This is a genomic window from Yoonia sp. JB2-21 (assembly GCF_055693545.1).
The window spans coordinates 2,891,853-2,913,943 of record NZ_JBVFUC010000001.1 but is presented as its reverse complement, the minus strand read 5'-3'; the positions used below and the strand labels follow the sequence as shown (position 1 = coordinate 2,913,943).

The 22,091-nt window shown below is 56.7% G+C and carries 28 protein-coding genes; 11 read left to right on the top strand and 17 right to left on the bottom strand.

Annotated features, from left to right (window positions below; translation table 11 throughout):
- The first annotated feature begins 29 nt into the window (after window positions 1-29).
- The gene (phaZ, locus tag ACZ1G5_RS14765) at window positions 30-1,301 is read left to right on the top strand and encodes a polyhydroxyalkanoate depolymerase (RefSeq protein ID WP_472733562.1); all 1,272 of its coding nucleotides are present in this window, start codon (window positions 30-32) and stop codon (window positions 1,299-1,301) included.
- 158 nt (window positions 1,302-1,459) lie between these two features.
- On the opposite strand, the gene ACZ1G5_RS14760 is transcribed toward phaZ, so the two are convergent.
- The 5 genes from ACZ1G5_RS14760 to ACZ1G5_RS14740 all read right to left on the bottom strand — a co-directional run bounded on the left by ACZ1G5_RS14760 (window position 1,460) and on the right by ACZ1G5_RS14740 (window position 5,958).
- Window positions 1,460-1,735 (bottom strand): hypothetical protein, encoded by a 276-nt coding sequence (locus ACZ1G5_RS14760; protein ID WP_472733561.1) that lies wholly within the window; start codon window positions 1,733-1,735, stop codon window positions 1,460-1,462.
- A 384-nt stretch (window positions 1,736-2,119) separates the two neighbouring features.
- Window positions 2,120-2,836, bottom strand: coding sequence for an alpha/beta fold hydrolase (locus ACZ1G5_RS14755; protein WP_472733560.1), 717 nt, complete (start codon window positions 2,834-2,836; stop codon window positions 2,120-2,122).
- An 80-nt stretch (window positions 2,837-2,916) separates the two neighbouring features.
- On the bottom strand, window positions 2,917-3,783 hold the full coding sequence (locus ACZ1G5_RS14750) for an alpha/beta hydrolase (protein WP_472733559.1): 867 nt from the start codon (window positions 3,781-3,783) through the stop codon (window positions 2,917-2,919).
- Window positions 3,776-5,113 (bottom strand): MFS transporter, encoded by a 1,338-nt coding sequence (locus tag ACZ1G5_RS14745; RefSeq protein ID WP_472733558.1) that lies wholly within the window; start codon window positions 5,111-5,113, stop codon window positions 3,776-3,778. Before ACZ1G5_RS14745 ends, ACZ1G5_RS14750 begins: the two co-directional genes overlap by 8 nt.
- Window positions 5,114-5,202: 89 nt before the next feature.
- On the bottom strand, window positions 5,203-5,958 hold the full coding sequence (locus tag ACZ1G5_RS14740) for an alpha/beta hydrolase (protein ID WP_472733557.1): 756 nt from the start codon (window positions 5,956-5,958) through the stop codon (window positions 5,203-5,205).
- A gap of 91 nt (window positions 5,959-6,049) precedes the next feature.
- On the opposite strand from ACZ1G5_RS14740, the gene ACZ1G5_RS14735 reads away from it, so the two are divergent.
- Together ACZ1G5_RS14735 and ACZ1G5_RS14730 are read left to right on the top strand one after the other, a co-directional pair.
- Complete coding sequence (locus ACZ1G5_RS14735; RefSeq protein WP_472733556.1) at window positions 6,050-6,793, top strand: ArsR/SmtB family transcription factor; 744 nt, start codon at window positions 6,050-6,052, stop codon at window positions 6,791-6,793.
- Window positions 6,794-6,804: 11 nt separating this feature from the next.
- The gene (locus ACZ1G5_RS14730; protein ID WP_472733555.1) at window positions 6,805-7,236 is read left to right on the top strand and encodes an MAPEG family protein; all 432 of its coding nucleotides are present in this window, start codon (window positions 6,805-6,807) and stop codon (window positions 7,234-7,236) included.
- A 66-nt stretch (window positions 7,237-7,302) separates the two neighbouring features.
- Here the strand turns inward: ACZ1G5_RS14730 and ACZ1G5_RS14725 are convergent, their stop codons facing one another.
- Window positions 7,303-7,548 carry a hypothetical protein gene (locus ACZ1G5_RS14725; protein WP_472733554.1) on the bottom strand — a complete coding sequence of 82 codons (246 nt, stop codon included), beginning with the start codon at window positions 7,546-7,548 and terminating at the stop codon, window positions 7,303-7,305.
- A 109-nt stretch (window positions 7,549-7,657) separates the two neighbouring features.
- The gene (locus tag ACZ1G5_RS14720) at window positions 7,658-8,248 is read right to left on the bottom strand and encodes a HupA family protein (RefSeq protein ID WP_472733553.1); all 591 of its coding nucleotides are present in this window, start codon (window positions 8,246-8,248) and stop codon (window positions 7,658-7,660) included.
- A gap of 207 nt (window positions 8,249-8,455) precedes the next feature.
- Here ACZ1G5_RS14720 and thrS point away from each other — a divergent pair, with 207 nt between their 5' ends.
- From thrS to ACZ1G5_RS14695, 5 genes are all read left to right on the top strand, one after another.
- The gene (gene thrS / locus ACZ1G5_RS14715) at window positions 8,456-10,402 is read left to right on the top strand and encodes a threonine--tRNA ligase (RefSeq protein ID WP_472733552.1); all 1,947 of its coding nucleotides are present in this window, start codon (window positions 8,456-8,458) and stop codon (window positions 10,400-10,402) included.
- 237 nt (window positions 10,403-10,639) lie between these two features.
- A complete protein-coding gene (locus ACZ1G5_RS14710; RefSeq protein ID WP_472733551.1) occupies window positions 10,640-10,942 on the top strand; it encodes a BufA1 family periplasmic bufferin-type metallophore in 303 nt (100 codons plus the stop codon).
- Window positions 10,943-11,078: 136 nt separating this feature from the next.
- Window positions 11,079-11,858, top strand: a complete 780-nt coding sequence (gene bufB / locus ACZ1G5_RS14705) for an MNIO family bufferin maturase (protein ID WP_472734351.1) — start codon at window positions 11,079-11,081, stop codon at window positions 11,856-11,858.
- Entirely contained in the window at window positions 11,855-12,592 is a 738-nt protein-coding gene (locus ACZ1G5_RS14700) for an HvfC/BufC N-terminal domain-containing protein (RefSeq protein WP_472733550.1), read from the top strand. The genes bufB and ACZ1G5_RS14700 overlap by 4 nt, the downstream gene beginning before the upstream one ends.
- A 14-nt stretch (window positions 12,593-12,606) precedes the next feature.
- Entirely contained in the window at window positions 12,607-13,155 is a 549-nt protein-coding gene (locus ACZ1G5_RS14695; RefSeq protein ID WP_472733549.1) for a DoxX family protein, read from the top strand.
- Here ACZ1G5_RS14695 and ACZ1G5_RS14690 read toward each other — a convergent pair.
- Window positions 13,139-13,507, bottom strand: a complete 369-nt coding sequence (locus tag ACZ1G5_RS14690; RefSeq protein WP_472733548.1) for a hypothetical protein — start codon at window positions 13,505-13,507, stop codon at window positions 13,139-13,141. The genes ACZ1G5_RS14695 and ACZ1G5_RS14690 overlap by 17 nt on opposite strands.
- A 45-nt stretch (window positions 13,508-13,552) precedes the next feature.
- Window positions 13,553-13,882 (bottom strand): arsenate reductase family protein, encoded by a 330-nt coding sequence (locus ACZ1G5_RS14685; protein ID WP_472733547.1) that lies wholly within the window; start codon window positions 13,880-13,882, stop codon window positions 13,553-13,555.
- Window positions 13,883-14,058: 176 nt separating this feature from the next.
- Here ACZ1G5_RS14685 and ACZ1G5_RS14680 point away from each other — a divergent pair, with 176 nt between their 5' ends.
- Entirely contained in the window at window positions 14,059-14,268 is a 210-nt protein-coding gene (locus ACZ1G5_RS14680; RefSeq protein ID WP_472733546.1) for a cold-shock protein, read from the top strand.
- A gap of 4 nt (window positions 14,269-14,272) precedes the next feature.
- Here ACZ1G5_RS14680 and ACZ1G5_RS14675 read toward each other — a convergent pair whose 3' ends face one another.
- On the bottom strand, window positions 14,273-15,250 hold the full coding sequence (locus tag ACZ1G5_RS14675; protein WP_472733545.1) for a hypothetical protein: 978 nt from the start codon (window positions 15,248-15,250) through the stop codon (window positions 14,273-14,275).
- Between the two features lie 168 nt (window positions 15,251-15,418).
- Here ACZ1G5_RS14675 and ACZ1G5_RS14670 point away from each other — a divergent pair, with 168 nt between their 5' ends.
- Window positions 15,419-16,132, top strand: a complete 714-nt coding sequence (locus tag ACZ1G5_RS14670; RefSeq protein ID WP_472733544.1) for a DUF1194 domain-containing protein — start codon at window positions 15,419-15,421, stop codon at window positions 16,130-16,132.
- Here ACZ1G5_RS14670 and ACZ1G5_RS14665 read toward each other — a convergent pair.
- Window positions 16,129-16,770 (bottom strand): DUF3047 domain-containing protein, encoded by a 642-nt coding sequence (locus ACZ1G5_RS14665; protein ID WP_472733543.1) that lies wholly within the window; start codon window positions 16,768-16,770, stop codon window positions 16,129-16,131. The two genes, ACZ1G5_RS14670 and ACZ1G5_RS14665, sit on opposite strands and share 4 nt — an antisense overlap.
- Window positions 16,771-16,866: 96 nt before the next feature.
- A complete protein-coding gene (locus ACZ1G5_RS14660; RefSeq protein WP_472733542.1) occupies window positions 16,867-17,250 on the bottom strand; it encodes a c-type cytochrome in 384 nt (127 codons plus the stop codon).
- Between the two features lie 106 nt (window positions 17,251-17,356).
- Here ACZ1G5_RS14660 and ACZ1G5_RS14655 point away from each other — a divergent pair, with 106 nt between their 5' ends.
- Complete coding sequence (locus tag ACZ1G5_RS14655; protein WP_472734350.1) at window positions 17,357-17,791, top strand: DMT family transporter; 435 nt, start codon at window positions 17,357-17,359, stop codon at window positions 17,789-17,791.
- On the opposite strand, the gene ACZ1G5_RS14650 is transcribed toward ACZ1G5_RS14655, so the two are convergent.
- From ACZ1G5_RS14650 to ACZ1G5_RS14630, 5 genes are read right to left on the bottom strand one after another with little or no spacing between them, the layout of a single operon-like run.
- Window positions 17,775-18,749: an Ldh family oxidoreductase gene (locus tag ACZ1G5_RS14650; RefSeq protein WP_472733541.1), complete on the bottom strand. Its 975-nt coding sequence runs from the start codon at window positions 18,747-18,749 to the stop codon at window positions 17,775-17,777. The two genes, ACZ1G5_RS14655 and ACZ1G5_RS14650, sit on opposite strands and share 17 nt — an antisense overlap.
- On the bottom strand, window positions 18,749-19,429 hold the full coding sequence (locus tag ACZ1G5_RS14645; RefSeq protein WP_472733540.1) for an ABC transporter ATP-binding protein: 681 nt from the start codon (window positions 19,427-19,429) through the stop codon (window positions 18,749-18,751). Before ACZ1G5_RS14645 ends, ACZ1G5_RS14650 begins: the two co-directional genes overlap by 1 nt.
- Window positions 19,422-20,687, bottom strand: coding sequence for an ABC transporter permease (locus ACZ1G5_RS14640; RefSeq protein WP_472733539.1), 1,266 nt, complete (start codon window positions 20,685-20,687; stop codon window positions 19,422-19,424). Before ACZ1G5_RS14640 ends, ACZ1G5_RS14645 begins: the two co-directional genes overlap by 8 nt.
- A gap of 57 nt (window positions 20,688-20,744) precedes the next feature.
- The gene (locus ACZ1G5_RS14635; protein WP_472733538.1) at window positions 20,745-21,455 is read right to left on the bottom strand and encodes a ThuA domain-containing protein; all 711 of its coding nucleotides are present in this window, start codon (window positions 21,453-21,455) and stop codon (window positions 20,745-20,747) included.
- Window positions 21,452-22,060: a DUF2937 family protein gene (locus ACZ1G5_RS14630; RefSeq protein WP_472733537.1), complete on the bottom strand. Its 609-nt coding sequence runs from the start codon at window positions 22,058-22,060 to the stop codon at window positions 21,452-21,454. Before ACZ1G5_RS14630 ends, ACZ1G5_RS14635 begins: the two co-directional genes overlap by 4 nt.
- Window positions 22,061-22,091 lie beyond the last annotated feature (31 nt).

Here is a 22,091-nt window from a genome sequence, read left to right as displayed (position 1 = left end):
ATGCCGCGCCTACCATCGGAGACCTGTAGATGAAGTATATGATGACCTACGACCTGATGGAAAGCATGCGCAACACCAATCAGTGGCTCGGCGCGACCGCACATGCCTTTGCATCCTACCCTGTAATGTCCTGGGGGGCCAATCCGGCGATGGATTGGCTCAAGGCCTGGGGCGAGGTAACAGAGCGTACTTTCGCACGGATGGTGATGAAGCCAGACTGGAATATTCCCCCGGTTTCAGGCGAAAAAGGCAAGGACTACCCTGTTGTTGTCGAAACCGTCGTTGAAAAACCCTTCGGCGATCTGATCCACTTTACCATGCCCGGCCGGAAACCCAGCAAGCGCCGCGTCCTGCTTGTGGCCCCAATGTCGGGTCACTATGCCACACTGCTGCGCAAAACTGTCGTCAGCCTGCTGCCGGATGCCGACGTCTATGTGACAGATTGGCATAACGCACGCGACATCCCTGTCAGCGCGGGCAAATTCGATATCGAAGATTACACGCTCTACCTGATGGAGTTTATGCGCACACTTGGGTCAGACATCCATGTGATTGCGGTTTGCCAACCTGTCCCCCTTGCTCTGGCGGCCACCGCATATCTGGCGGAACTTGACCCAGACGCCCAGCCGCGCTCGCTTACCCTTATTGGTGGTCCCGTGGACCCAGATGCCAACCCAACCGAGGTGACCGACTTTGGCCGTTCGGTCACTATGGGACAGCTGGAAGAAACGATGATCCAACGGGTCGGCTTCAAATATGATGGCGTCGGCCGCATGGTCTATCCAGGTCTGCTGCAACTGGCGTCTTTCATTTCAATGAACGCCGAGACCCATACCAATGCGTTCCGCGACGAAATCATTCGTGTGGCAAAAGGCGAAGCATCCGAACATGACCGTCACAACGCGTTCTATGACGAATATCTTGCTGTGATGGACATGACGGCAGAATTCTATCTTTCAACCGTTGAACGTATCTTTAAGGGCCGCGAGATCGCACAAAACGAATTCGTGGTCGCTGGCCACAAAGTCGACATGAGCAAGATCACAACCGTTGCCGTAAAGATTGTCGAAGGCGAAGAAGACGATATTTCCGCGCCGGGCCAATGTCTTGCCGCACTCGACCTGCTGACGGGATTGCCTGACGACAAAAAGGCGTCACACCTAGAGCCCGGTGCGGGCCACTATGGTATCTTCGCCGGACGTAGCTGGCGAAACAATATCCGGCCATTGGTGCTGGATTTCATTGACAGCAATGCAGGTGCGCCAAAGCGGAAATCAGCGAAGGTCGTTGCGATTAAGTAGCGACGAAGGTGCGGCTGGATCAGAGTGCACTGGCGTTTGTGGTCGAAACGACTGGTCGAATTGCGCCCGTACGATCAAAAAACCGTCGTTCCAGCGGACCGAGTACCAAGGCGTGCAAGAACAATTGCAATGACGCGATGTCGGCGCGGCGACATATGCTACCAGACACACCGTGTCTCAATCGAATTGTCAAAGCCTGAGACCTTGTAGAGAACGCGGTAGCTTGCAGTGCCATCTGTGTAGGACTTGAGGGGCTCTGTGTAGACAACTTCTGTCATATCAACCTGATGAGAATTGCCAGTGATCCGATCATTCAATTCGAGGCAAGCACGGACATTGCGGTCAAGTGCGTTGGCGTTCATCCACCAAAGAACACCCCCGGCCACAACCCCAATGACCGCCAATCCCACGACGACATTAACAACCAACTTCATTTTCTTGCTTGCTCCATTGCGACTGCGCCTCTTCGGCATATCAATAGTATCGGCACTACCTTACCGTGCAAAGAATTTGGTCAATTGGAACATGCTGGCGTTCAAAGGGTGACTTAGGCAACATGCTCAAACTCAAGAAGAAACATGAGAACGAAACACGTTAAGCGTACATTCAGCCTTTCCCTGGCGCAACAGGTGCACGCAGCATCAATTGGTCAAATTCTTCTTTTACGTGCAAAAAAGGGTTTAGCACCTTTGCCGACGGGGGTCTGCAACTGACAAAACGACCTTGTCTGTACTGCCTGTTTCGCCAAACGTAGACGCTCGCATAGCGAATGTATGCAGCGTCGCCATCTGACTTCTAGTTACGGATCATCCAGCGCATCAAGGACGCAACATCAGTGGCTGTGCCATCCAGCGTTGTAGCGCATCTGTCGTCGCCTCTGGCGCTTCAAGCGTCGGCAGATACCCCGCCCCTTCGATGATCTCTAACGTGGCATAGGGGATCAGCTCGGCCAGAAACTCGTGCCGTTTCAGGTGGTATTGTCCGTCGTGGCGCCCGCACATCACCGCAACCGGCTGTTCGATCTGGCGGAGTGTCGCCTGCTGGTCCTTGCGCCGCTGCATCGCGCGCGCCTGCTTGACGTAAATATCAGGACCAATATCGCGCCCCATGTCCGTCAGTTGTCGCACAAGATCGACCTTGTCGGTGTTCGGCGCCATCCAGGTCGAGTTGATTTCATGCTGCAAGACATCCTCCCAACGACCAGCGCGGGCTGCGATGATATGTGGCTCACGCGCGGCTGCGGCCTCTGGCGTATCGGCTTGCGGGCTGGTGCTGAGCAGCGCAATACGCGTGATCCGCTCTGGCGCGCGGCGCAGCAGCTCCATTGCGACCATGCCACCCATGCCCATCCCACAAAGCGCGAATTTTGAAGGTGTCCACGTCAGAATTTGACTGGCAATCTCTTCAATCCGTTCGCCACAGGTTGGTGGTGCCACCATGACGGCATGACCGCGCGACAAAACCTGCATCTGATGCGCAAAGACCCGCGCGTCAGATAGCATAGGCGGGATCATAACCAGCGTTTCACGCGGCATTTAGAAATGGCCCTGTCAATCTGCTCAACCCTTTTAGGTTTTTTACAGTGTGACCGGTCGCGGCCTTTATCGCAAGTCTTTCAAAGTGCCGGCAAAGCTTCCAGCCAAGCTGATATCTGCCGAGCCAGCGGCGCAGTTTGGCCGGGAGAAAAGATATCGCCCGCCATCACATGCCCCATTTCATCGTCATCTGGCGTCTGTTCCAGCAAGACCGTGTGTGTCGCGCCGCCCCAGCGCGCAATAACCTTTTGCGTGTCGTTAGGATGGACGACCTGGTCGGCCTCGTTGAAACAAAAAAGCGCTGGCGTGCCAATGGCCGACAAATCCGCATGGCGCACGGCTCGCACCGCATCTGCCATGACGTGCACCGCAGCGGTGGGATATTCTACGGTCCAATAGGCGGCATGCGCCTCGCTGATCGGCTCAAACGACCGCGAGCGTCCGGCGACATATTTTGACCAATGGCGTGACCCGGGCAAATCCAGCAGGGTCTGGACGACGCGGTGTCGCAAGCCAAAGTTCGGTGAGACATGGATCACCCCTCGCGCCTTGGCCCCTTCGGCCAAAGCGAGCGTGACCAAGGTGCACCCGGTCGAACATCCCATGATGATCACCTCATCACCCAGCGCCTCTGCGATCAAAATCGCCTCGGCGACATCACGGCGCCAATCCGACAGCGTCGCCCGCCCCATCGCGTCGCCGTCCTGCCCATGCCCGGTCAGCCGGGTGAAGTGAATGTTCGCGCCAAGCGTTGCGGCCACCCGGTCTGGCAGGGGCCGCAACTCCTCTCCCGTGGCCGAGAAACCGTGGACATAAAGCAGCGACACTGGCGTCTTGGTGGCGGGCTTATCGGCCCAGATGATCCGCTTTTCGCATCCCGCGCGCAAATGTGGCACCTGCGCTTCGGCGGCCGCGAGTTCCGCCTCTATGTCTGCCAAATCATGCAAGCGCGCGCCGTGCCATCGGGCGATACAACACGGCCAGTCCAAAAATGGCGACCAGCAAAATCGCGGCCGGGATCACCGTAATTGACATCTGCAAGGTGGCCAGCGCACCGTCGGTCTGCGTCACCACGCCGTCCGTCGTCTCCTGCCAGCCTGCGGCGGCCAGTGTCATTCCCAGCACTGCGGGTGCAACGGCATTGGCCAACTTTTGCCCAAACAGCCAGATTGCCGAAAACGCCCCTTCGATTGCGACGCCGCTCTCACGGCGCGTGATATCCATCAGATCAGGATAAATCGCCCAAGGGATCTGCTGATAAGACCCGTTTGTCATGCCTGCCAGCACGAACATCCCTGCAATGGCGGTGACATTGATCGACGGCAGCATTGTATAAAGCGCATAGAGCAGGACCACATAAAGGCTCAGCCCCAGCATTAAGGCACCAACTTTCCCAAGACGGTTGGACAACATCACCCAAATCGCCTGGCTCAGTATGGACCCAACAACAAATGTCGCGAACATCAGGCTGAGTGTGGTCAATGCGGTCGCGGCCCCCGATAGCATCGTATCGCCACTGTCGTTGATCAGATAAAGCGCGGCAAAGGGCAGCCCCGCGGTGATCATTGCAATCGCAAGGGTCATGACCCCATAGATCAGAACCAGAACCACAAAGGCCTTGTTGGCAAAGACCAGACTGAACATGCCCGACAGGTTGACCTGCGCGGCGTTCTCAACCCTTGGCGCGTTGCGCGTCGCCCAAAGCGATAGCCAGACTGCGCCAATCATCAGCGGCGTGACGACCAAGGCCGCCGTTGCATACCCCATTGACCCCGCCAACCCCGGAATGAGCGCGCCCCCGATCAAGATACCGATACTCGCAAACGCCATGCGAAACCCGGTCATGGCCGAGCGCTCTTTGGGATCTTGGGTGATCTCACCGGACTGCGCGCCGTAGGGTATAGCGACCATTGTAAATCCAACGGTTGCAAGAACGAAAAAGGAGACGACCCAAATCAGGTTACCAGTCGTCTGCATGCCTGCGGGCGTCGAAAATAATCCGACCATGCCAGCGGCCATGACCAAGACACCCAGAAACATCCACGGGGCACGACGGCCAAACCGGCTCTGCGTCCGGTCGCTAAGGTATCCGATTACGGGATCGGTCACCATATCAAAGACAAGGACGGCAGTGGTGACAAACCCTGCGATACCGACAGGTACGCCCAAAACAGTCGTCAGATAGGTCAGGATCAGCAACTGTTTGACGATCACAAAGACAACAATGCCCATGTCTGCCAGACCCCAGCCTGCCTTTTGTCCCAGTGATAATGCCATGCGCGTCCCCTCCCAAGGATTTGGGGCACCCTAATCAGGCGCGGCCGAGATCCCAAAGGAGAACGTGGCGTCAGAGCGTAAGGTGGGTTTCAACCCACCTGCCCCAAAACATCTTCAACAGCACTCACAATCAGATCGAGGCAATCTTCATCCGAAAAACGGTGATCCGCACCATCAACCAAGGTCAGGCGCATATCAGGGCTTTCAGCGTGCTCTAACAGCCGCAACGCCACTGACATTTTCACGTCGACATCCGCGGTTCCCTGCAAAGACCGCACCGGAAAGGGCAGCGGCAGCGGGTCGCGCAAAACCAGCCTGTCGCGCCCCTCTTCGATCAGGCGACGGGTTATGATGTAGGGATCCCCGTAGTCGGACGGCAAAGCCACCTGCCCCGCCATCAATTCCGCCTTTTGGACTTCATCGAACCCGGCCCACATGCTGTCTTCGGTGAAATCCGGGGCGGCGGCGATTGTCACCATCCCCGCCACGCACTCTGGCATCTGCCGCGCGACCAACAATGAAATCCACCCGCCCATGCTAGAGCCGACCAAGATCACCTTGCCCGCAAGAAGACCAAGCGCTGCACAGGCGTCTTCGAACCAATCGCCGATGCAGCCATCTGTGAAAGCCTCGCTGCTCTCGCCATGACCGGAATAGTCGAACCGCAAGAAAGCGCGCCCCGAATCACGCGCCCATTTTTCAAGAAAAATGGCCTTTGTGCCGCCCATGTCGGACTTGAACCCGCCCAGAAATACGACCGCAGGACCCGTGCCATCCGTCAAATGATAAGCAATGCGCCGGCCTTGCGGCGTTACAAAGATCGGTGTTTCACTATTGTTTTCCATGCACTTACAGCATCACACACCGGCAAAGGCTGCAAGTTTTTTTAAGTTATCCTATTGTCACGTGACTATTTAGTAACCTATAAGGTTTCCCATGGATGCAATTTTCAAAGCTCTCAACGACCCCGCCCGGCGCGACCTGCTTGACAGTCTGCGCCAGCGCGATGGCCAATCCCTGAGCGACCTTGAACAGGTGCTTGAGATGTCCCGTTTTGGCGTGATGAAGCATCTGAAGGTCTTAGAAGAGGCCAACCTGATCGTCACCCGAAAGGATGGCCGGTTCAAATACCACTACCTGAATGCCCTGCCCTTGCAGGACGTCATGGACAGATGGGCCGCCCCTTTTTTGCAACGCCAAGCACGCGCTGTGACTGAATTGAAAGCGAAGTTAGAGAGAGACACCGCTATGGCAAAACCCGATTTCATGATGCAAACATTCATCCGCTGCAGCCAAGATGCGCTCTGGAAAGCATTAACCGAGGCCGATCAAATGGCGGCTTACCACTTTGCCTGCAATGTGGTCGAAGGGAACGCAGCGGTCCATGAAACCACCGCCTTCATCCGCCCCGATGGCAGTGCAATGCTGAAGCAGACCACCACAGCACTGGACCCCAAAAGCCGGATCGCCATGACGTTTGAACCACTGTTCATGGGGCCGGACGCCCCGGCAAGTCACATGGTTTATCTGATTGAGCCGCAGGGCGAGCAATGCAAGCTAACGATTGAGCATTATGACATAGCCCCCGGTCAGGAAGGCTTCGCCGAAGGCTGGGCGCGTTTGGCTTCATCGCTCAAAAGTTATCTGGAAACCGGCGCCGCCCTCAGAGCGGCCATGTAAGGAGTGTGATCATGGAAAGCTTCCCAACCGAACTGGGCATTCTGACATGCCTTGCAATCCTCGCCGCCTCCCTTTGGGTGCCTTACATCGTCGGAGCCGCATCAGCACCCCAAGGATCCCTGCCCGCTGATGCGCCCGATGGATTCACTCGCATCGCGGACCCAAGACTGCATCGCCCTTGGGTGCAGCGGGCGTACCGCGCGCATCTGAACCTGCTGGAACAGCTGGTGCCATTTGCAATACTGGTGCTGATCCTTGACCGGGTCGAGGGGTTTACAGCGCTGACATATTGGACTGCGATTGCCTTCTTTTGGCTGCGCGTCGCCCATGCCATTGGCTACATCAGCGGTAAGGCGGGTTTCCCGCTGCGCCCGATCATCTTTACCGCCGGATGGGTCTGCTGCCTGATCATGACTTACGCGGTGTTTGCTGCAGGGTTCTGATCAACAAAGAACAGACAGCGTATGTACGCTGTCTGTACGGCTTCTGTACAGGTTATTTGCGCACATTTAGCCGCCGACGTAGACCGACTTTTTAGGACGATAAAAGATTTTTTGGTCGTGCAGACGGCCAAGCAGCTCTTCGGTCTGGCGCTGGTCCTGCTCAACCACCCGGATCGATTCCAAATGGGCGGGGTTGTCGTCCTTCAAAGCCAACCGCATACCCGACAATTCGCGGCCACGGGCACGCAACGCCTCTTCAATCAGGTCGACATCGTTAATGCTCAGATCAAAAGTACGGTTGTAGCTCGGCATGTGACTTCCCCAACATATAGGTTTCGGATCGGAAACTATGTCGCTTTTAACGGGATGAGTGTCGCAGTCAACGTATATCTGGGCATACAATTGACTGCGCAATCTACCGCTATTGCCGCTCAGTGACCCAAGCCATATCCACATCGATCGGCCCACCTACCGTTGGCTGAGCTGTGCCGTCACCATCAAGGAACGCGCCGATGTTATATTGGCCCGTGTCACCGCTGAACCCGTGCGTCGCAGTGCCACTCACCACCATCGTGCCCGCCGCGAAGCCGATCGTCCCGTTCACATCCGCCGTTCCGGCAGTTGTACCACTAGATGTAAAGACACCATTCGAAATGGACAGCGATCCATTGACCGCCTCATCACTTGTATTGACAAATGACCCCGCTGATCCTGTGAACGTGTTGTTTCCAAAGTTTGTGGTCAGTCGCACTGTGCCCAAAACTTCATCAGCAGTGCCATTGTCGAGGCCGACAGACATCAGACCATCATAGGTAGCACCACCCGTCGCCGGCAGGTCACTACGATCTGTTATTGGTGTGTCAGTGCCTTGTGGCAGCGCACTTCCCTGCAACGCCACAAAGCTTGCGGCCCCATCCGTAAATGTTTCGAATGCGAATGCATTCTGTGTGACATTGTCCCCCGAAGAAGAACCGCCGCAGCCCATCAAGAGCAGCATTGCCGCGCTAGACATGAAAAATTCTCGTTTCAAATTTTCGCCCCTTCAAACAAATCTGGCGTGATAGATGCCCCCCTGAAATCTTAGCGATGATCTGAGCGAATTATCAACAAGCTTGGACCCTTGTTGTTGACACTCTTTCGAACTGTGGTCATTTAGCGCGACACATAACCCGCAACCGGGCGTTTTGTAGGCGCCAAACAGACGAGGAGACAGCCCAAGATGGCACAAATTTCCCTAACTTTCCCCGATGGCAATGCCCGACAGTATAACGCTGGCGTCACCGCTGCTGATATTGCCGCTGATATTTCCTCGAGCCTGCGCAAAAAGGCGATCTCGGCCACTGTGAACGGCCAGCACTGGGATCTGCAATGGCCGATTGAGGCCGACGGCAGCATCGCCATCAACACAATGAAGGACGAGGAACCTGCGTTGGAACTCGTCCGCCACGATCTGGCGCACATCATGGCCCGTGCCGTGCAGGAAATCTGGCCTGACACGCAAGTCACCATTGGACCCGTCATCAAAGACGGCTGGTATTACGACTTTGACCGCAAGGAACCCTTCACACCCGAAGACCTCAGCCTGATCGAAAAGAAGATGAAAGAGATCATCAACAAGCGTGATGCGGTCCGCACCGAGATTTGGGAACGCGATATCGCGATCCAATACTACAAGGACCGGGGCGAGCCTTATAAGGTCGAGCTGATCGAGAGCATCCCCGGCGATGAACCCCTGCGCATGTATTGGCATGGCGACTGGCAGGACCTGTGCCGTGGCCCGCATTTACAGCATACCGGTCAAGTTCCGGCCGATGGTTTCAAACTGATGTCTATCGCGGGTGCCTATTGGCGTGGCGACAGCGACCGCGCGATGTTGCAGCGGATTTACGGGACAGCCTTCACAAATAAGGAAGGCCTGAAGGCCCACCTGCATATGCTGGAAGAGGCCGCCAAGCGAGACCACCGCAAACTTGGCCGCGAAATGGACCTGTTTCATATGCAGGAAGAGGCCCCCGGTCAGGTGTTTTGGCACCCCAATGGCTGGACCGTCTATACCGAGCTACAAGACTACATGCGCCGCCAACAACGCAAAGGCGGCTATGTCGAGGTGAACACACCGCAAGTGGTGGACCGCAAGCTGTGGGAAGCCTCTGGTCACTGGGAAAAGTATCAGGACCATATGTTCATCGTCGAAGTGGACGAGGAACATGCCCGCGAAAAGGCGGTCAATGCGCTGAAGCCAATGAACTGCCCCTGCCACGTGCAGATCTTTAACCAAGGTCTGAAATCCTACCGCGACCTGCCCTTGCGCATGGCCGAATTTGGATCATGCAACCGGTATGAGCCCTCTGGCGCCCTGCATGGCATCATGCGGGTCCGCGGATTTACCCAAGATGATGGGCATATCTTCTGTCGGGAAAACCAGATTGAGTCCGAGACCGCCGAGTTCATCGCGTTCCTGAGCCGCATTTACAAAGACCTTGGGTTTGAGAACTTCAAAGTGAAGTTTTCGGACCGGCCTGAAAAGCGAGCGGGCAGTGATGAGGTCTGGGATCGCGCGGAAGAGGCATTGCTATCTGCCACACGCGCAGCCGGGATCGAACCGGAGTTGAACCCCGGCGAAGGGGCATTTTATGGGCCCAAGCTGGAATTCGTGCTGACGGATGCGATTGGCCGCGATTGGCAGTGCGGCACGCACCAAGTGGACTTTGTGCTGCCCGAACGTCTGGACGCGACATATATCGGCGAAGACGGGGCCAAGCACCGGCCCGTGATGCTGCACCGCGCGCTATTGGGATCGTTTGAACGGTTCATTGGTATCCTGATCGAAGAGCACGCAGGCAAGCTGCCGTTCTGGCTGGCCCCCCGTCAGGTGGTTGTGGCGACGATTGTGTCTGATGCGGATGACTATGCGATGGAAGTTGTCGCGGCTCTCAAGGCCGCAGGTGTGCGGGCCGAGGCTGATCTGCGAAATGAGAAGATCAACTTTAAGGTCCGCGAACACTCTGTCGGCAAAGTGCCGGTGATTCTGGCATTGGGTGCGCGGGAAGTGGAAGAAAAGACTGTGACGGCCCGCAGGTTGGGCGAAAACAAGACTTCTGTAACAACTCTTGCAGAAATTGTTGCAGAGTTGGGTAAGTCCGCGACGCCACCGGACCTTTTGTAACATTCCAGCGCTGGAAGTTGTAACAAACCCGCCGATGGAAACATCGGCGGGTGACTTGTTTTTTAAGGCTAATCCGGGTTGCGGCAGGCTGCCGCAGGCAAACGCCCGCTCACATCACCTCACGGGAGCGCGATGCACGGGCCTGTGAATGGAATATCAGCAAACGAGACGGTTAGTGTCTGGGCATCGCCGGAGAACGGTGACGATCAAATATGACCCAACTCAAAGGAAACTTCGATGTCCAACGCTACAAAAACTCTCGTACTCGCATCTGCTGTTGCAACTGCCGTTGCAGGCCTGTCCACAACTGCCGCTGCTGAGGGCGACGTCAAGTGCTTCGGCGTATCACTCGCTGGTGAAAACGACTGCGCAGCTGGCCCAGGCACAACATGTGCAGGCACATCCACAGTTGACTACCAGGGCAACGCATGGACACTGGTTCCTGCGGGCACATGCGAAACAATGGAACTGCCAGCGGCTGCTGATGGCGCTGAGCGCATGGGTTCTTTGGAAGCGCTTGAGCGCGACCTGCCAGCATAAGCTAAAATATGGTAAGGTGGGGTTGACCCCACCTTACCAACCCCAAGACCAAAGGCCCTGACATGTTAGACGCGACAGCAAACCCCACTCTCCCCCGCGTCCCGGTGTCGGCTACAAAGCACAGCACTACAGCGCCATTTTGGAAAACCCCGGCCCGTTGGGTTGGTTGGAAGTTCACGCTGAGAATTATATGGGCGATGGCGGCCGCCCCATGGCGCAATTGCGCCACCTCGCCGAACGCTTCCCTATTTCGGTCCACGGTGTCGGCTTGTCCATTGGCGGTGAAGGCGACTTGGACACTGCTCACCTTGCCCGCCTCAAGCACCTTGTTTCATGGTTGAACCCCGCCAGCTTCTCCGAGCATTTGGCATGGTCGACGCATGACAGCCACTTCTTTAACGACCTGCTCCCGCTTCCCTACACGCCCAAGACGCTCGCCCGTGTCGCCACGCATATCAACCAAGTTCAAGAGACGGTTGGTCGGCGGATGTTGCTGGAAAATCCGTCCAGCTATCTGGCATTTGCTGAAAGCACGATGTCCGAAACCGATTTCTTGCGCGAACTCACCCAACGCACTGGCTGTGGGCTGCTTTTGGACGTCAACAACGTCTTCGTGAGCGCCACGAACCTCAAGACGTCGCCGCAGGACTATATCAATGATTTTCCCTTGGACGCCGTAGGAGAGATCCATCTCGGCGGCCATGACGAAGATGAAGACGAAACTGGCGCGCCACTTCTGATCGACAGTCATGGCAAGGCGGTTGTCGATCCCGTCTGGGCCCTTTTGGACTACACTTTGGCAAAATCGGGCCCCAAGCCGCTTTTGATCGAGTGGGATACCGATGTTCCTGATTGGCCCGTTCTTGCGGATGAAATCAGGCGGGCTGACAGTGCTCTTGCGCTGATCACACCATGACCGTTACGCAGACCGCCTTTAAGACCGCGATGTTAGATCCAGCCGTCGACGTGCCGGATGGTATCGTTAACCCGGATGGCGCGGCCGCAAGCAAACGCTTCGACGTTTATCGCAACAATGTGGCCGTGAGCCTGTCTGACGCATTGGAAGCCGCCTTTCCCGTCGTCCGCAAATTGCTTGGCGACGAGTTCTTTCGCGCCATGGCAGGTGTCTACTTGCGCAAACATCCCCCAAAGTCCCCGCTGATGATGTTCTACGGGGATGCGATGCCACAGTTTCTGGACCGGTTCGAACCCACCAAAAAGTTCGGGTATTTGCCGGACATTGCCAAAATTGAACTGGCGATGCGACATGCCTACCACGCTGCTGACACCACACCCGTTGACGCCAACGCGCTTGGCGCCATCGCGCCAGATGCACTGATGAGCGCCAAACTGAGGATTGCACCGGCGACCCAGACCGTGACTTCGGAATATCCAATTCATGCGATCTATCGCGTCAATACCCAAGCTGATGCGCCAAAACCGGTGACGCAGCCCGAAGCGGTATTGATCACGCGCGCAGGGTTTGATCCCGCAATGCATCTGATCAATGCGGCAGGTGCCGATTGCATCAACGCGCTCAAGGATGGGCAGTCGCTTGGGCAGGCCATGGCCACCGCAGATGACACGCTCGATTTGGGTGCCGTCTTAGGTCTATTGTTGGCCCAAGGTGCCGTGACTGAAATTTACTGAAAGGCCATACTCTGATGACGTCTTCCCCTTTTGCCGAAATGGCCCACCCCATCAATCGTGCCGGTGACGAAGCTCTGCCAATTCTTGCGCGGCTCGTCTTTGCCGGAGTTCTTTTTATGTACTACTGGAATTCTGGCCTGACCAAGCTGGGCGACGGGATCTTTGGCATCCTGCAACCCTCTTCAGGTGCCTATGTCCAGATCTTTCCAAAGGCGATGGAAGCTGCAGGCTATGATACATCACAACTGACCATCTTTCACTGGGCCGTTGTCACCGGTGGCACAATCGCCGAGTTTGTCTTGCCAATCCTGATCGTCATCGGCTTGTTTACCCGACTGGCAGCCGTTGGCATGATCGGCTTTATTGTCGTGCAGTCCTTGACTGATCTCTATGGTCATGGCGGGATCGCCCATGAAGGTACGCTGGGCGCATGGTTTGACCGCATGTCAGACGCGCTGATCCTCGATCAACGCGCCTTTTGGGTGCTCTGCCTGCTGATCCTTGTGTTCAAGGGTGCTGGTACAATCTCGATCGACCGCGGCCTTTTCAGAAGTGCGCCTTAGGCTCATCCGGTTTACCGGCGGCAATCCCCAAGATGCCGCCGAGAGCGACAAAGCCAATTGGGAACATCGTGCCGACGTTGAAACCGAAAGCGGCATAAAAGCAAGCAGCACTCAGCAACATCAGGATGCCGCCCCACAGCGCGCGTGCTTTCGCCATTGCGCCGCCAGCGATTGCCAGCAACGGTGCGATGAAGCTTGCAAAACGAATGAAACCGGGGTTGTCCAGAAAGCCAAAAACCTCACCCACTTCGGTCACGTTTTCCGACAGTTCGGCATAGCCATAGCCAAATAAGCCGACCAGAATGCCAATCAATCCACCAATGATGCCGAGTATACTTGCGGCGTTACGCATGGGTCTTCTCCTTACTGCTCAATTAGTTACATAAGCAGAAAGGCATCAATCGCCAAGGTATTGTGCCTGAACATCCGCTTTCCAGCCAATGGTCCAGACACCATCCCGTTCAATGACCGGTCGCTTCATAAGCGTTGGGTGAGCTGCCAAGAGGGCAACAGGGTCAGACGCTTTTTCTGCATCGCTCAGCCCGCGCCATGTGGTTGATGCGCGGTTGACCGAAACATTACCAAACTGCGCCACAATAGACGCGCGGTCCTCATCCGATAGGCCATCAGCGCGCACATCAACAATCGTGGGTGCATGACCCGCTTGTGCTAATGATTTCAGCGCTTTGCGGCAGGTATCGCAGGATTTTAGGCCAAAAAAACGCATAACGCCTCCTCTTTGAGCAAAGATTGACCGGATCGCGGCAATGCGACGACGTGTCATTTGCCTTTTGTACAAAACATATAATTCTTAGGACATGAAGGCCAAGGGAAGTCCGCATGTCGCGGGGCCCAAGTGCTAGCCCAGCCCCAGGTGGGGGTACGACAAAAGGAGAGCGGACAATGCCAAACGGCACCGTAAAGTGGTTCAACACCACAAAAGGTTATGGATTTATTGCCCCCGAGGATGGCGGAGCGGATATCTTTGTGCACATTTCAGCGGTTGAACAATCAGGGCTGACTGGACTGGCTGATGACCAGAAAGTCACATTCGATCTGGTCGAAGGGCGCGATGGTCGCCAAATGGCCGGTAATATCGCCGCCGTTGAATAGAGGATCACGGCCCTTTGTTCTGCATACGACTGCGAACAAGGTCCATCATATCGCCCTCTGACTGGGCAGGCTTTTCAGCCTCCAAATACTCCTCGACGGATTTGGCATATTCCTCATCCTTTTCTTCAGCAGCTTTCAGGTGGCGCATGTAGACCAACACCCCGCCCGCACATTGCAAGCTGAAGAAGAACAAAAAGAAGAAGATGCACAGCCCAACGAAAGTTGCACCCTCAGCGCCCATAAATAGCTTGAGGTCGCTTATCGAATTAAATTCGCCAGCTTGCGCCAGCTTGACCGCTAGCGCATCTGCGATACCAAGCGGTATCGACAAGGCAACAACGATTGGCACCACCAAATATGTGCCGATCTGAGACAGAACAACGAGTGGGAAAAGCGATGCAAAACCACTGCCCACCCCATAAAAAGGCGTGTGCGCGCGTCCGCTCGGATCAGCACCAATAGAGGCCCCCGTGATCGGCATTAGCAAGCACGCACGCAACGCAAACATCAAGACGCCGCCACCCAAGAGCAAGCCCCATGACAGCGCAGGACTGGTACCCATCAGTAGCGCGATAACAGCTTCCGAATTGCTGGCGTCAATGGCTTCAAAATCAGCCAGCGTTAAGGGCGTCATGAAAACATATGCGGCAACTGCGGCAATCGCGATGAAAAGAACGGCAATCGCCTCGAACATGCCATAGCCAACCGCAGGCAAAATCAGACCCAGATAGGTGTTTTTGGGCCGATGTCTTTTGGCCTGCATACCGACGCGCGTTCCGACCATGATCGGAACAATACCGGCCGCCGCACCAAAAGACGCTGCGACTAACACGCCAAGAAAAGGCGCGATCAGAGTGACGATCAATACCGGGACAATCGCGACAATGCCAAACATAATGATCGCGACGATCAACAACGGCAACACGATTGCGTAGCGCCATAGCACCGAGAACGAGAAAGGAATTGCGCGCAGGAAAATCATTCCGAACTCCACAAAGAATACCTTTCTCGGTTATCCGGTTCAGACAAGCCAGTGAAGGCAAAAACTCGGCCTCAGATAAAGAAGCAGGTCAAGTGTGTCATTCGTTCCCCATCCGACGGATCGCAAGCACCCCCTTTTCCAAGCACCTTGATGCGCTAGCTTTGTGTTATGCGGTATTTCTTGCTCGCCTTATTTTTCGCAACTGCGTCCGTCGCCCAGACGATAGAGGCGGATCTGGAACTTGTGTTGCTCGCTGACGCGTCAGGGTCCATTGATGCGGACGAGCTGGCTTTTCAGCGTCAATCCTACGCCACAGCAATCACGGATCCGGCCGTCATTTCAGCGATTGAGAATACGCTTTATGGTTCAATTGCCGTGACTTACGTTGAGTGGGCGCAAAATCAAGCCACCGTCGTTGACTGGACCATCATTGCCGATGCGGAAAGTGCGACGGCTTTTGCCGATGCACTGGTCGGCCCGCCCCGTCAGGCAAGTGGACGCAATGCGATCGGGTCCGCTCTGCTTTTTGGTATGGAGCAAATCAACGGCAATAACATTCAGGGCTTTCGCCGGGTCATCGACTTTTCAGGCGATACGATGGGAAATTCCTACGGCCCGCCGATCACGCAAGCCCGTGATACCGTTGTCGCCGATGGGATCACGATCAACGCGCTGCCTATTCTGCGCAATGACGCATTTGCAGCCAACAGCCTGCCTTTGGCTTATGAGCAGAATATCATCGGCGGGCCAAACGCCTTTGTCATGCCCGCCCAAAGTGGGCCAGAGTTCACGGATGCCGTGCGCCGCAAATTGATCCTAGAGATAGCAGGCACCACGCCGCAAACCCAGTTTGCGGCGCTGCTGCTGGCACCGCTTGATTAACGTAGGCTAAGGTTACCAATCGCAGCACGGATTGTGCTGTTGGTGTCATCACTGTCGCCGGACACCGCCAGACCGACCAGCGCGCCTTTTTCGCCACCAAAAGCACGGGCATAGTCAGCCGCCAGATCAACGCTTTCGCTGTGCGACCCTGTGCCAGCCTGACGCAATGCAACCGTCACACCTTGTCCAGCGGGGCCATAGGGTGACGCAATCACCTGACCACGTGAATGGTTGCCACCCCATGCATACTGCATGATGCGCACGTCGCTGTTGCCCAAGAGGCTGCGGATGTTCGCGCCTTCCAAGCTGGGTGCGATGCTTTCGGGTACAAATACAAAATAGAGCGAAATGTTGCGGTCGTCGCCACCCTTACGGCTCAGGTCAGTGGCGGGGACAGATTGTTCGACGGTCCAGCTCCAGCTGGCCCCGTTAGAACCCCATTCCCCACGGCCCACACGGGTCCAGGCGATAGAAACGGACCCATCAGAGACCAGCCCAAGGTTCTGACCAAAGCTATAGTCGTTAGAGCTAAACAGCGACAGGCGTTGTTCTTGCCAGCCATTGGCAAAGCTAATGGGGCCGGCTGTCGCGCTGACAGCCGTGGAAAGAGCAAGAACAGTCGAAAGAAGAAGGCGCATGGGGAATATCCTTTATGAGCGGTTGGCATAGACCTACCGCACTCAAGCGCCCACGAAACCAATAAGCGGCTGATTTCACGCGAATGTCAGCTTTGGTTACTGTTGAATAGTCTGCAGATATTCCGTGAGGACAAGCAGCTTTGTCGGCACTGGCGTGCCCAAACCTTCGTTTTCAACGATCACTGTTTCGCCCAGATCACCGGCCCCGAATTCGGGCATCGCAGCACTAAAATGCGCGCCACGGTCCAGCCCGTCAATCGTGCTCATCACCTGATTTGTGGGGAAAATACCGCCGTTTCGGGCCGCAATTGTGGTCAGGTCCGGCGGTGCGACAGCCAATCCACGCGCCGCAGGGCCATTACCCGTCCCGTCTGCCCCATGACAGCTCGCGCAGTTTTCCATGAACATCGTTTGGCCATTTACCGGCTCTTCTACGCAGGCCGCCAGACCTAGGACTGCAACTATCAAGATGTACCGCATCATTTGCCTCCTGTTTTGACCAAATTGTAACAAATCCACGGGGCGTACCGCTATGATCTGGATCATATGGGCCCTAAGCTGGGTCAAAACCAGCAAAGGACCGCCCATGCCGCACCATATCTTCATCATGCTTGCCGCCGGGATCGGCATACCCGTTCTAGCGGCGCTGAATGCCGCTTTAGGTCGGCACATCGGATCACCCGCGGTCGCGGCAACGGTGCTGTTTGTCGTGGCGTTGACGGTCTCTGCACTGGTGGCCTTAATGACCGGCCCGCAGGCCGCAATCAAACTCGCCACAGCCCCGAAGCATTTGTTCTTTGCGGGTGCGCTGATTGCTTTCTACGTCCTGTCCATCACCTGGATTGCGCCCACGATGGGCGTCGGGAACGCGGTGTTCTTCGTACTGTTGGGACAATTGATTGCTGCAGCTACAATAGATCACTTCGGTCTGTTCAGCGCGCAATCGTCGCCGCTGACGCTCACGCGCGCCGCCGGAATTGCGCTGATGGCGACAGGGGTTTTTGTCACGCAGAAAGCTTAAGAACCAGATCCCAAAGCGCATCAGGCACATCAACTTCGTTCATCGCCCTGCGCCCCGCACCGGGAATACGCGCGCCCTCTTGTTCCGCCACAGCCTCGGCCACCCGCGCGAAACGTGCGCCAAAACCAGCGTGGTAAGTGCCTGGGTCCATAAGGATGTAGAACTGCCCCAGATCATGCGGTTTGCCCTCAGCCACCTTAAGACCCGCAACGTCCAGCGAATTGACCGATCCGGTCATGCCAGCCGCCAAGAGTTCCGCCATCAGGCCAAAGCCCCAGCCTTTATAACCGCCAGCACTGACCAACGCGCCTTTGAGGGCCGCCTCTGGATCAGTTGTCGGCTCACCGTTTTCATCCACGGCCCAACCGATTGGGATGCTTTCCCCCGCAGCCTTTGCCATCGTGATTTTACCAAGCGCCACGGCAGAGGTTGAGAAGTCGAAATGCATCGTCGGGTCGCCATCACCCGGCACCGTCATCGCAATTGGGTTCGTACCGATCACCCGCTTGTTGCCCCCCGGAGGTGCAACGACAGGGGATGCGTTGGTGAAACCGATCCCGATCAGCCCTGCCGCCGCGATCTGTTCGGTGAAAAACCCAAGCGAGGTGCAGGTATGTGCATGTGCGACCGCCAAAGTGGCCACGCCGTTTTCTTGCGCGGCCGCAATGGCCTGTGGGAGTGCCGCGTCGAACGCCGGTTGGGCAAAGCCGAACTGCGCGTCCGCCAGCACCGCACCGGGGCGCGGACGTGTCACGACCGGATCAACAGTGCCGTTCACGCGACCAGAGGCCAGCTGCGTGCAATAACTTTCCAGATAGTAGAGACCGCAAATCACGTTCCCCAGTGCCTCTGCCCGTGCCACGGCTTTGGCCACGGCAGCCGCTTGCATGTCACCTGCGCCATGCGCCAACAATGCCGCGCGGCTTTGTGCTTCGATGTCTGTGACAGATACTTGCATCAGCTCTCCAATACGCCGCCGTTCAGCCGGACCTGACGGTCCATGCGCGCGGCAAGCTCTAGGTTGTGGGTGGCGATCACAGCGGCCAGTCCGGTGTCGCGGACAAGCCCCATCAGCGCATCAAACACACGGTCGGAGGTGTCGGGGTCTAGGTTGCCCGTCGGTTCATCGGCCAGCAACAAGGCCGGTTCATTCGCCAAAGCCCGACAGAACGCAACGCGCTGTTGTTCACCGCCTGACAGGGCCGCTGGGCGATGCGACGCACGCTCTGCGATGCCAACCCGGTCAAGTAAGGCCATGCTACGTGCATGGGCCGCCGTTTCTGATACGCCGTTTGCCAGTTGCGGCAGTACGATGTTTTCCAGCGCGGTAAATTCGGGCAGCAGGTGGTGGAATTGATAGATAAACCCGACCGTCGACCGCCGCACCGCTGTGCGTTTGCGATCTGACAGACCGCTCATATCCGTGCCTTGAATGACCACAGACCCCGCGTCAGGCGTATCAAGAAGCCCCGCGATATGCAGCAGCGTTGATTTGCCCGCGCCGGAGGGGGCGACCAACGCCACAACCTCGCCCGGTGCCACATCAAGCGACACGCCCTGTAGCACGCGCACTTCGCCCGGTTTGCCGGCGTTGTAGGATTTGGTCAGGTCCGCCACTTGTAATGTGTGATCACTCATAGCGCAGCGCCTCAACCGGGTTCATGCGGGCGGCACGGCGCGCGGGGAAAATCGTGATGATCCATGACAGACCCAGCGAGAGGGACATCGCCTTGATCACATCGACGAGGCGTAGTTCAGCAGGCACGTTGTAGATGCCGCGGATGGACGGATCCCAAACACCACCCCCAGCGACATAGTTCACGAGGCTGAAAATCTGATCAATGTAGATGGCAAAGAGGCACCCGAGGATCACGCCCAGCGCGGTCCCAATCGTGCCAATGCCCGCGCCACAGATGAAGAACACCCGCAGGATCGATCCTTCGGTCAGGCCCATCGTGCGTAGAATACCCACGTCGCGGCCTTTGTTTTTGACCAGCATAATCAAGCCGCTGATGATATTCATCGACGCCACAAGGACGAGGATCGACAGGATGATAAACATCACATTGTCTTCAATCGTCAGCGCTCGCAGGAAACGCCCAACCCGGTCTTGCCAGCTATAGGCCCACATGCCCGGCCCCGCGACATTCGCGATCTCTTGCTTGAGGATTTCGGATTGGTTCAGATCATCAAGCCTGATTTCCAACTCATCTGCAACGCCATCCCGGTTGAAAACCGATTGGGCGACGTCAAAGGGCAGATAGGCGCGAACCTCATCAATCTGGAACCGCCCGGTTGAGAAGATAAAGACCACGTCATAGGCATTGCGCCGGGTCGATGTGCCCATCGGGGTGGCCGCACCCGACCGTGTTGTGATCTCAATCCGGTCGCCGATCCCAAGGCCCAAATTATCAGCCAAAGCAGAGCCAATCGCGATCCCATTGGGCAGATCGTCGATATTCCCAACAGTCCGCTCACTATCGACAATCGCGTCAGAGGCTTTGAGGTCCTCTAGCCGGATACCGTAGATATCCGCCAACCCGATCCGACCAGAACCAGAGGCCATCGCCTGCCCGCGCACCAAGGGCGCGACAGATTGCACACCTTCAACGCTGCGAATGCGATCTGCGACCTCTTCAAACTCTTCGATCACAGCACGCGGCTGCACCACACTGACGTGGGCATTCGCACCCGCAATCGTGTCGATGAATTCAGCCCGGAACCCAGAGCGCACCGCCAAGGTCGCGATCAAAGCAAACACGGCCAGCGTCACGCCCACAAGGCTGATCCACGTCATCACGCTAACGCCGCCCTCGGCGCGTTTGGCGCGGATATAGCGCCACGCGATCATCCATTCGAATTTCGCAAAGGGACGCGTGGTCCTCACCTCAGACATGTCTGCTCCTGCTTGGTCTTTGCGCGCAACGTGGTGCGGACGGTCGGAATGGTCAAGCTACCAGTGGTTTCCGGGGCTGTGAAATTGCGTGTGATCTTGCCCAGTGGCATGGCTCTTGCTCTCAAGTGCCCATAACAAGCCACGCTTGAGCATCTCATAGGCGGGACCAGAGGCGATCGTCTCAGCCTGGTGGCCCAGTGCGTTATAGTAAACGCGTCCCAAGCCCCACGTGCGGGTCCAGACAACGGGCATATCAACCGGGCCGTTCGGGCTGTGATACCAGGTCACAGCATCTGTGCGGGTGGTGGCCAGAACCGTATTGGCGGGATCAACGTGCAGATAATATTGCTCTGAATGCACATCAAAGTCGGGCAAGCCTGCAACCAATGGATCGTCGGATGTGATATTGACACGGTAGCGCACATCGTCGCCACCCGGATGTGCCACCCAATTGGCCCCGGTCATGAATTGCCACAGCGGGCTGCTACGGAACGCGTCACACATCCCGCCATGGCATCCGGCAAGACCAGTGCCGCGCGCGACGGCTTCAGCCACATTCGTTGCGGCCTCCCGGCTGAGTGTGCCATCGGTCCAGACCGGTACGATCAGGTCATAGGTTTGCAAGGCATCGGCATCGTCAAACACCGCAAGGCTGTCTGACACAGTGACCTGCACCCCCGCCGTTTCCAACAGGTCGCGGAAAATTTCGGCAACTTTGTCGGGCTCATGCCCGTCCCAGCCACCCCAAACGATCAATGCAGTCTTCATCGTTGGACACCTGCTAGTCTTGGACGGGTATCTGGTGCAGTGGCCACAAGCGTTGGCCGCGTCACTGGCGGATCCAATTTCACGGCTGGGGCGCGGCGTTTAACCGGCTCTGCGCGCTGTTTTGTTGTCTTTTTGAACGGGATGGAGAAAAAGGCGAAGATCGCAGCAAAGCTGATCCATCCGCCCAAGAAACCTGTACCAGCAGAGGCTGCACCCGCAACGCTCAACGGCATTGCCGGGGTGAAATCGGCCCACACAGCCTGCACTGTCGCGGCATCGGCCATGCGGTGCGGCAATGCGAGACGCTGAAGCGGCGTCGCGTCGCGCAGTGCAATCAGATTTTCGCTTAACCGCGCATGGCGGGCGAAGGTGCGCCGCCACATCGCTTCTTGCGCGGCCACCACGGGTGTGTCGGACATGGCTTGCAACATCTCTTCGCGCCCCAGCCCCTCGGCCAGTGCAGTTTGGTCAAAATCCATAACCTGCCGTGTCAGCTCGTCCACCTGCCCGCCGAGACGTTGCATATATTGCTGAGAAAATTCAGGGAACTGGGACAGGCCTGCCGCACCTGTCAGTCCACCAACTAGACAAAGGGCCCTGATCATATCAGAGCCCATTTCTGGGAATATCGTGTCA

Coding starts and splice junctions, on each gene's coding strand:
- phaZ (WP_472733562.1), top strand. CDS start 30: ATGAAGTATATGATGACCTACGACCTGATGGAAAGCATGCGCAACACC.
- ACZ1G5_RS14760 (WP_472733561.1), bottom strand. CDS start 1,735: ATGAAGTTGGTTGTTAATGTCGTCGTGGGATTGGCGGTCATTGGGGTT.
- ACZ1G5_RS14755 (WP_472733560.1), bottom strand. CDS start 2,836: ATGCCGCGTGAAACGCTGGTTATGATCCCGCCTATGCTATCTGACGCG.
- ACZ1G5_RS14745 (WP_472733558.1), bottom strand. CDS start 5,113: ATGGCATTATCACTGGGACAAAAGGCAGGCTGGGGTCTGGCAGACATG.
- ACZ1G5_RS14740 (WP_472733557.1), bottom strand. CDS start 5,958: ATGGAAAACAATAGTGAAACACCGATCTTTGTAACGCCGCAAGGCCGG.
- ACZ1G5_RS14735 (WP_472733556.1), top strand. CDS start 6,050: ATGGATGCAATTTTCAAAGCTCTCAACGACCCCGCCCGGCGCGACCTG.
- ACZ1G5_RS14730 (WP_472733555.1), top strand. CDS start 6,805: ATGGAAAGCTTCCCAACCGAACTGGGCATTCTGACATGCCTTGCAATC.
- ACZ1G5_RS14725 (WP_472733554.1), bottom strand. CDS start 7,548: ATGCCGAGCTACAACCGTACTTTTGATCTGAGCATTAACGATGTCGAC.
- ACZ1G5_RS14720 (WP_472733553.1), bottom strand. CDS start 8,248: ATGTCTAGCGCGGCAATGCTGCTCTTGATGGGCTGCGGCGGTTCTTCT.
- thrS (WP_472733552.1), top strand. CDS start 8,456: ATGGCACAAATTTCCCTAACTTTCCCCGATGGCAATGCCCGACAGTAT.
- ACZ1G5_RS14710 (WP_472733551.1), top strand. CDS start 10,640: ATGTCCAACGCTACAAAAACTCTCGTACTCGCATCTGCTGTTGCAACT.
- ACZ1G5_RS14700 (WP_472733550.1), top strand. CDS start 11,855: ATGACCGTTACGCAGACCGCCTTTAAGACCGCGATGTTAGATCCAGCC.
- ACZ1G5_RS14695 (WP_472733549.1), top strand. CDS start 12,607: ATGACGTCTTCCCCTTTTGCCGAAATGGCCCACCCCATCAATCGTGCC.
- ACZ1G5_RS14690 (WP_472733548.1), bottom strand. CDS start 13,507: ATGCGTAACGCCGCAAGTATACTCGGCATCATTGGTGGATTGATTGGC.
- ACZ1G5_RS14685 (WP_472733547.1), bottom strand. CDS start 13,882: ATGCGTTTTTTTGGCCTAAAATCCTGCGATACCTGCCGCAAAGCGCTG.
- ACZ1G5_RS14680 (WP_472733546.1), top strand. CDS start 14,059: ATGCCAAACGGCACCGTAAAGTGGTTCAACACCACAAAAGGTTATGGA.
- ACZ1G5_RS14675 (WP_472733545.1), bottom strand. CDS start 15,250: ATGATTTTCCTGCGCGCAATTCCTTTCTCGTTCTCGGTGCTATGGCGC.
- ACZ1G5_RS14670 (WP_472733544.1), top strand. CDS start 15,419: ATGCGGTATTTCTTGCTCGCCTTATTTTTCGCAACTGCGTCCGTCGCC.
- ACZ1G5_RS14665 (WP_472733543.1), bottom strand. CDS start 16,770: ATGCGCCTTCTTCTTTCGACTGTTCTTGCTCTTTCCACGGCTGTCAGC.
- ACZ1G5_RS14660 (WP_472733542.1), bottom strand. CDS start 17,250: ATGCGGTACATCTTGATAGTTGCAGTCCTAGGTCTGGCGGCCTGCGTA.
- ACZ1G5_RS14655 (WP_472734350.1), top strand. CDS start 17,357: ATGCCGCACCATATCTTCATCATGCTTGCCGCCGGGATCGGCATACCC.
- ACZ1G5_RS14650 (WP_472733541.1), bottom strand. CDS start 18,749: ATGCAAGTATCTGTCACAGACATCGAAGCACAAAGCCGCGCGGCATTG.
- ACZ1G5_RS14645 (WP_472733540.1), bottom strand. CDS start 19,429: ATGAGTGATCACACATTACAAGTGGCGGACCTGACCAAATCCTACAAC.
- ACZ1G5_RS14640 (WP_472733539.1), bottom strand. CDS start 20,687: ATGTCTGAGGTGAGGACCACGCGTCCCTTTGCGAAATTCGAATGGATG.
- ACZ1G5_RS14635 (WP_472733538.1), bottom strand. CDS start 21,455: ATGAAGACTGCATTGATCGTTTGGGGTGGCTGGGACGGGCATGAGCCC.
- ACZ1G5_RS14630 (WP_472733537.1), bottom strand. CDS start 22,060: ATGATCAGGGCCCTTTGTCTAGTTGGTGGACTGACAGGTGCGGCAGGC.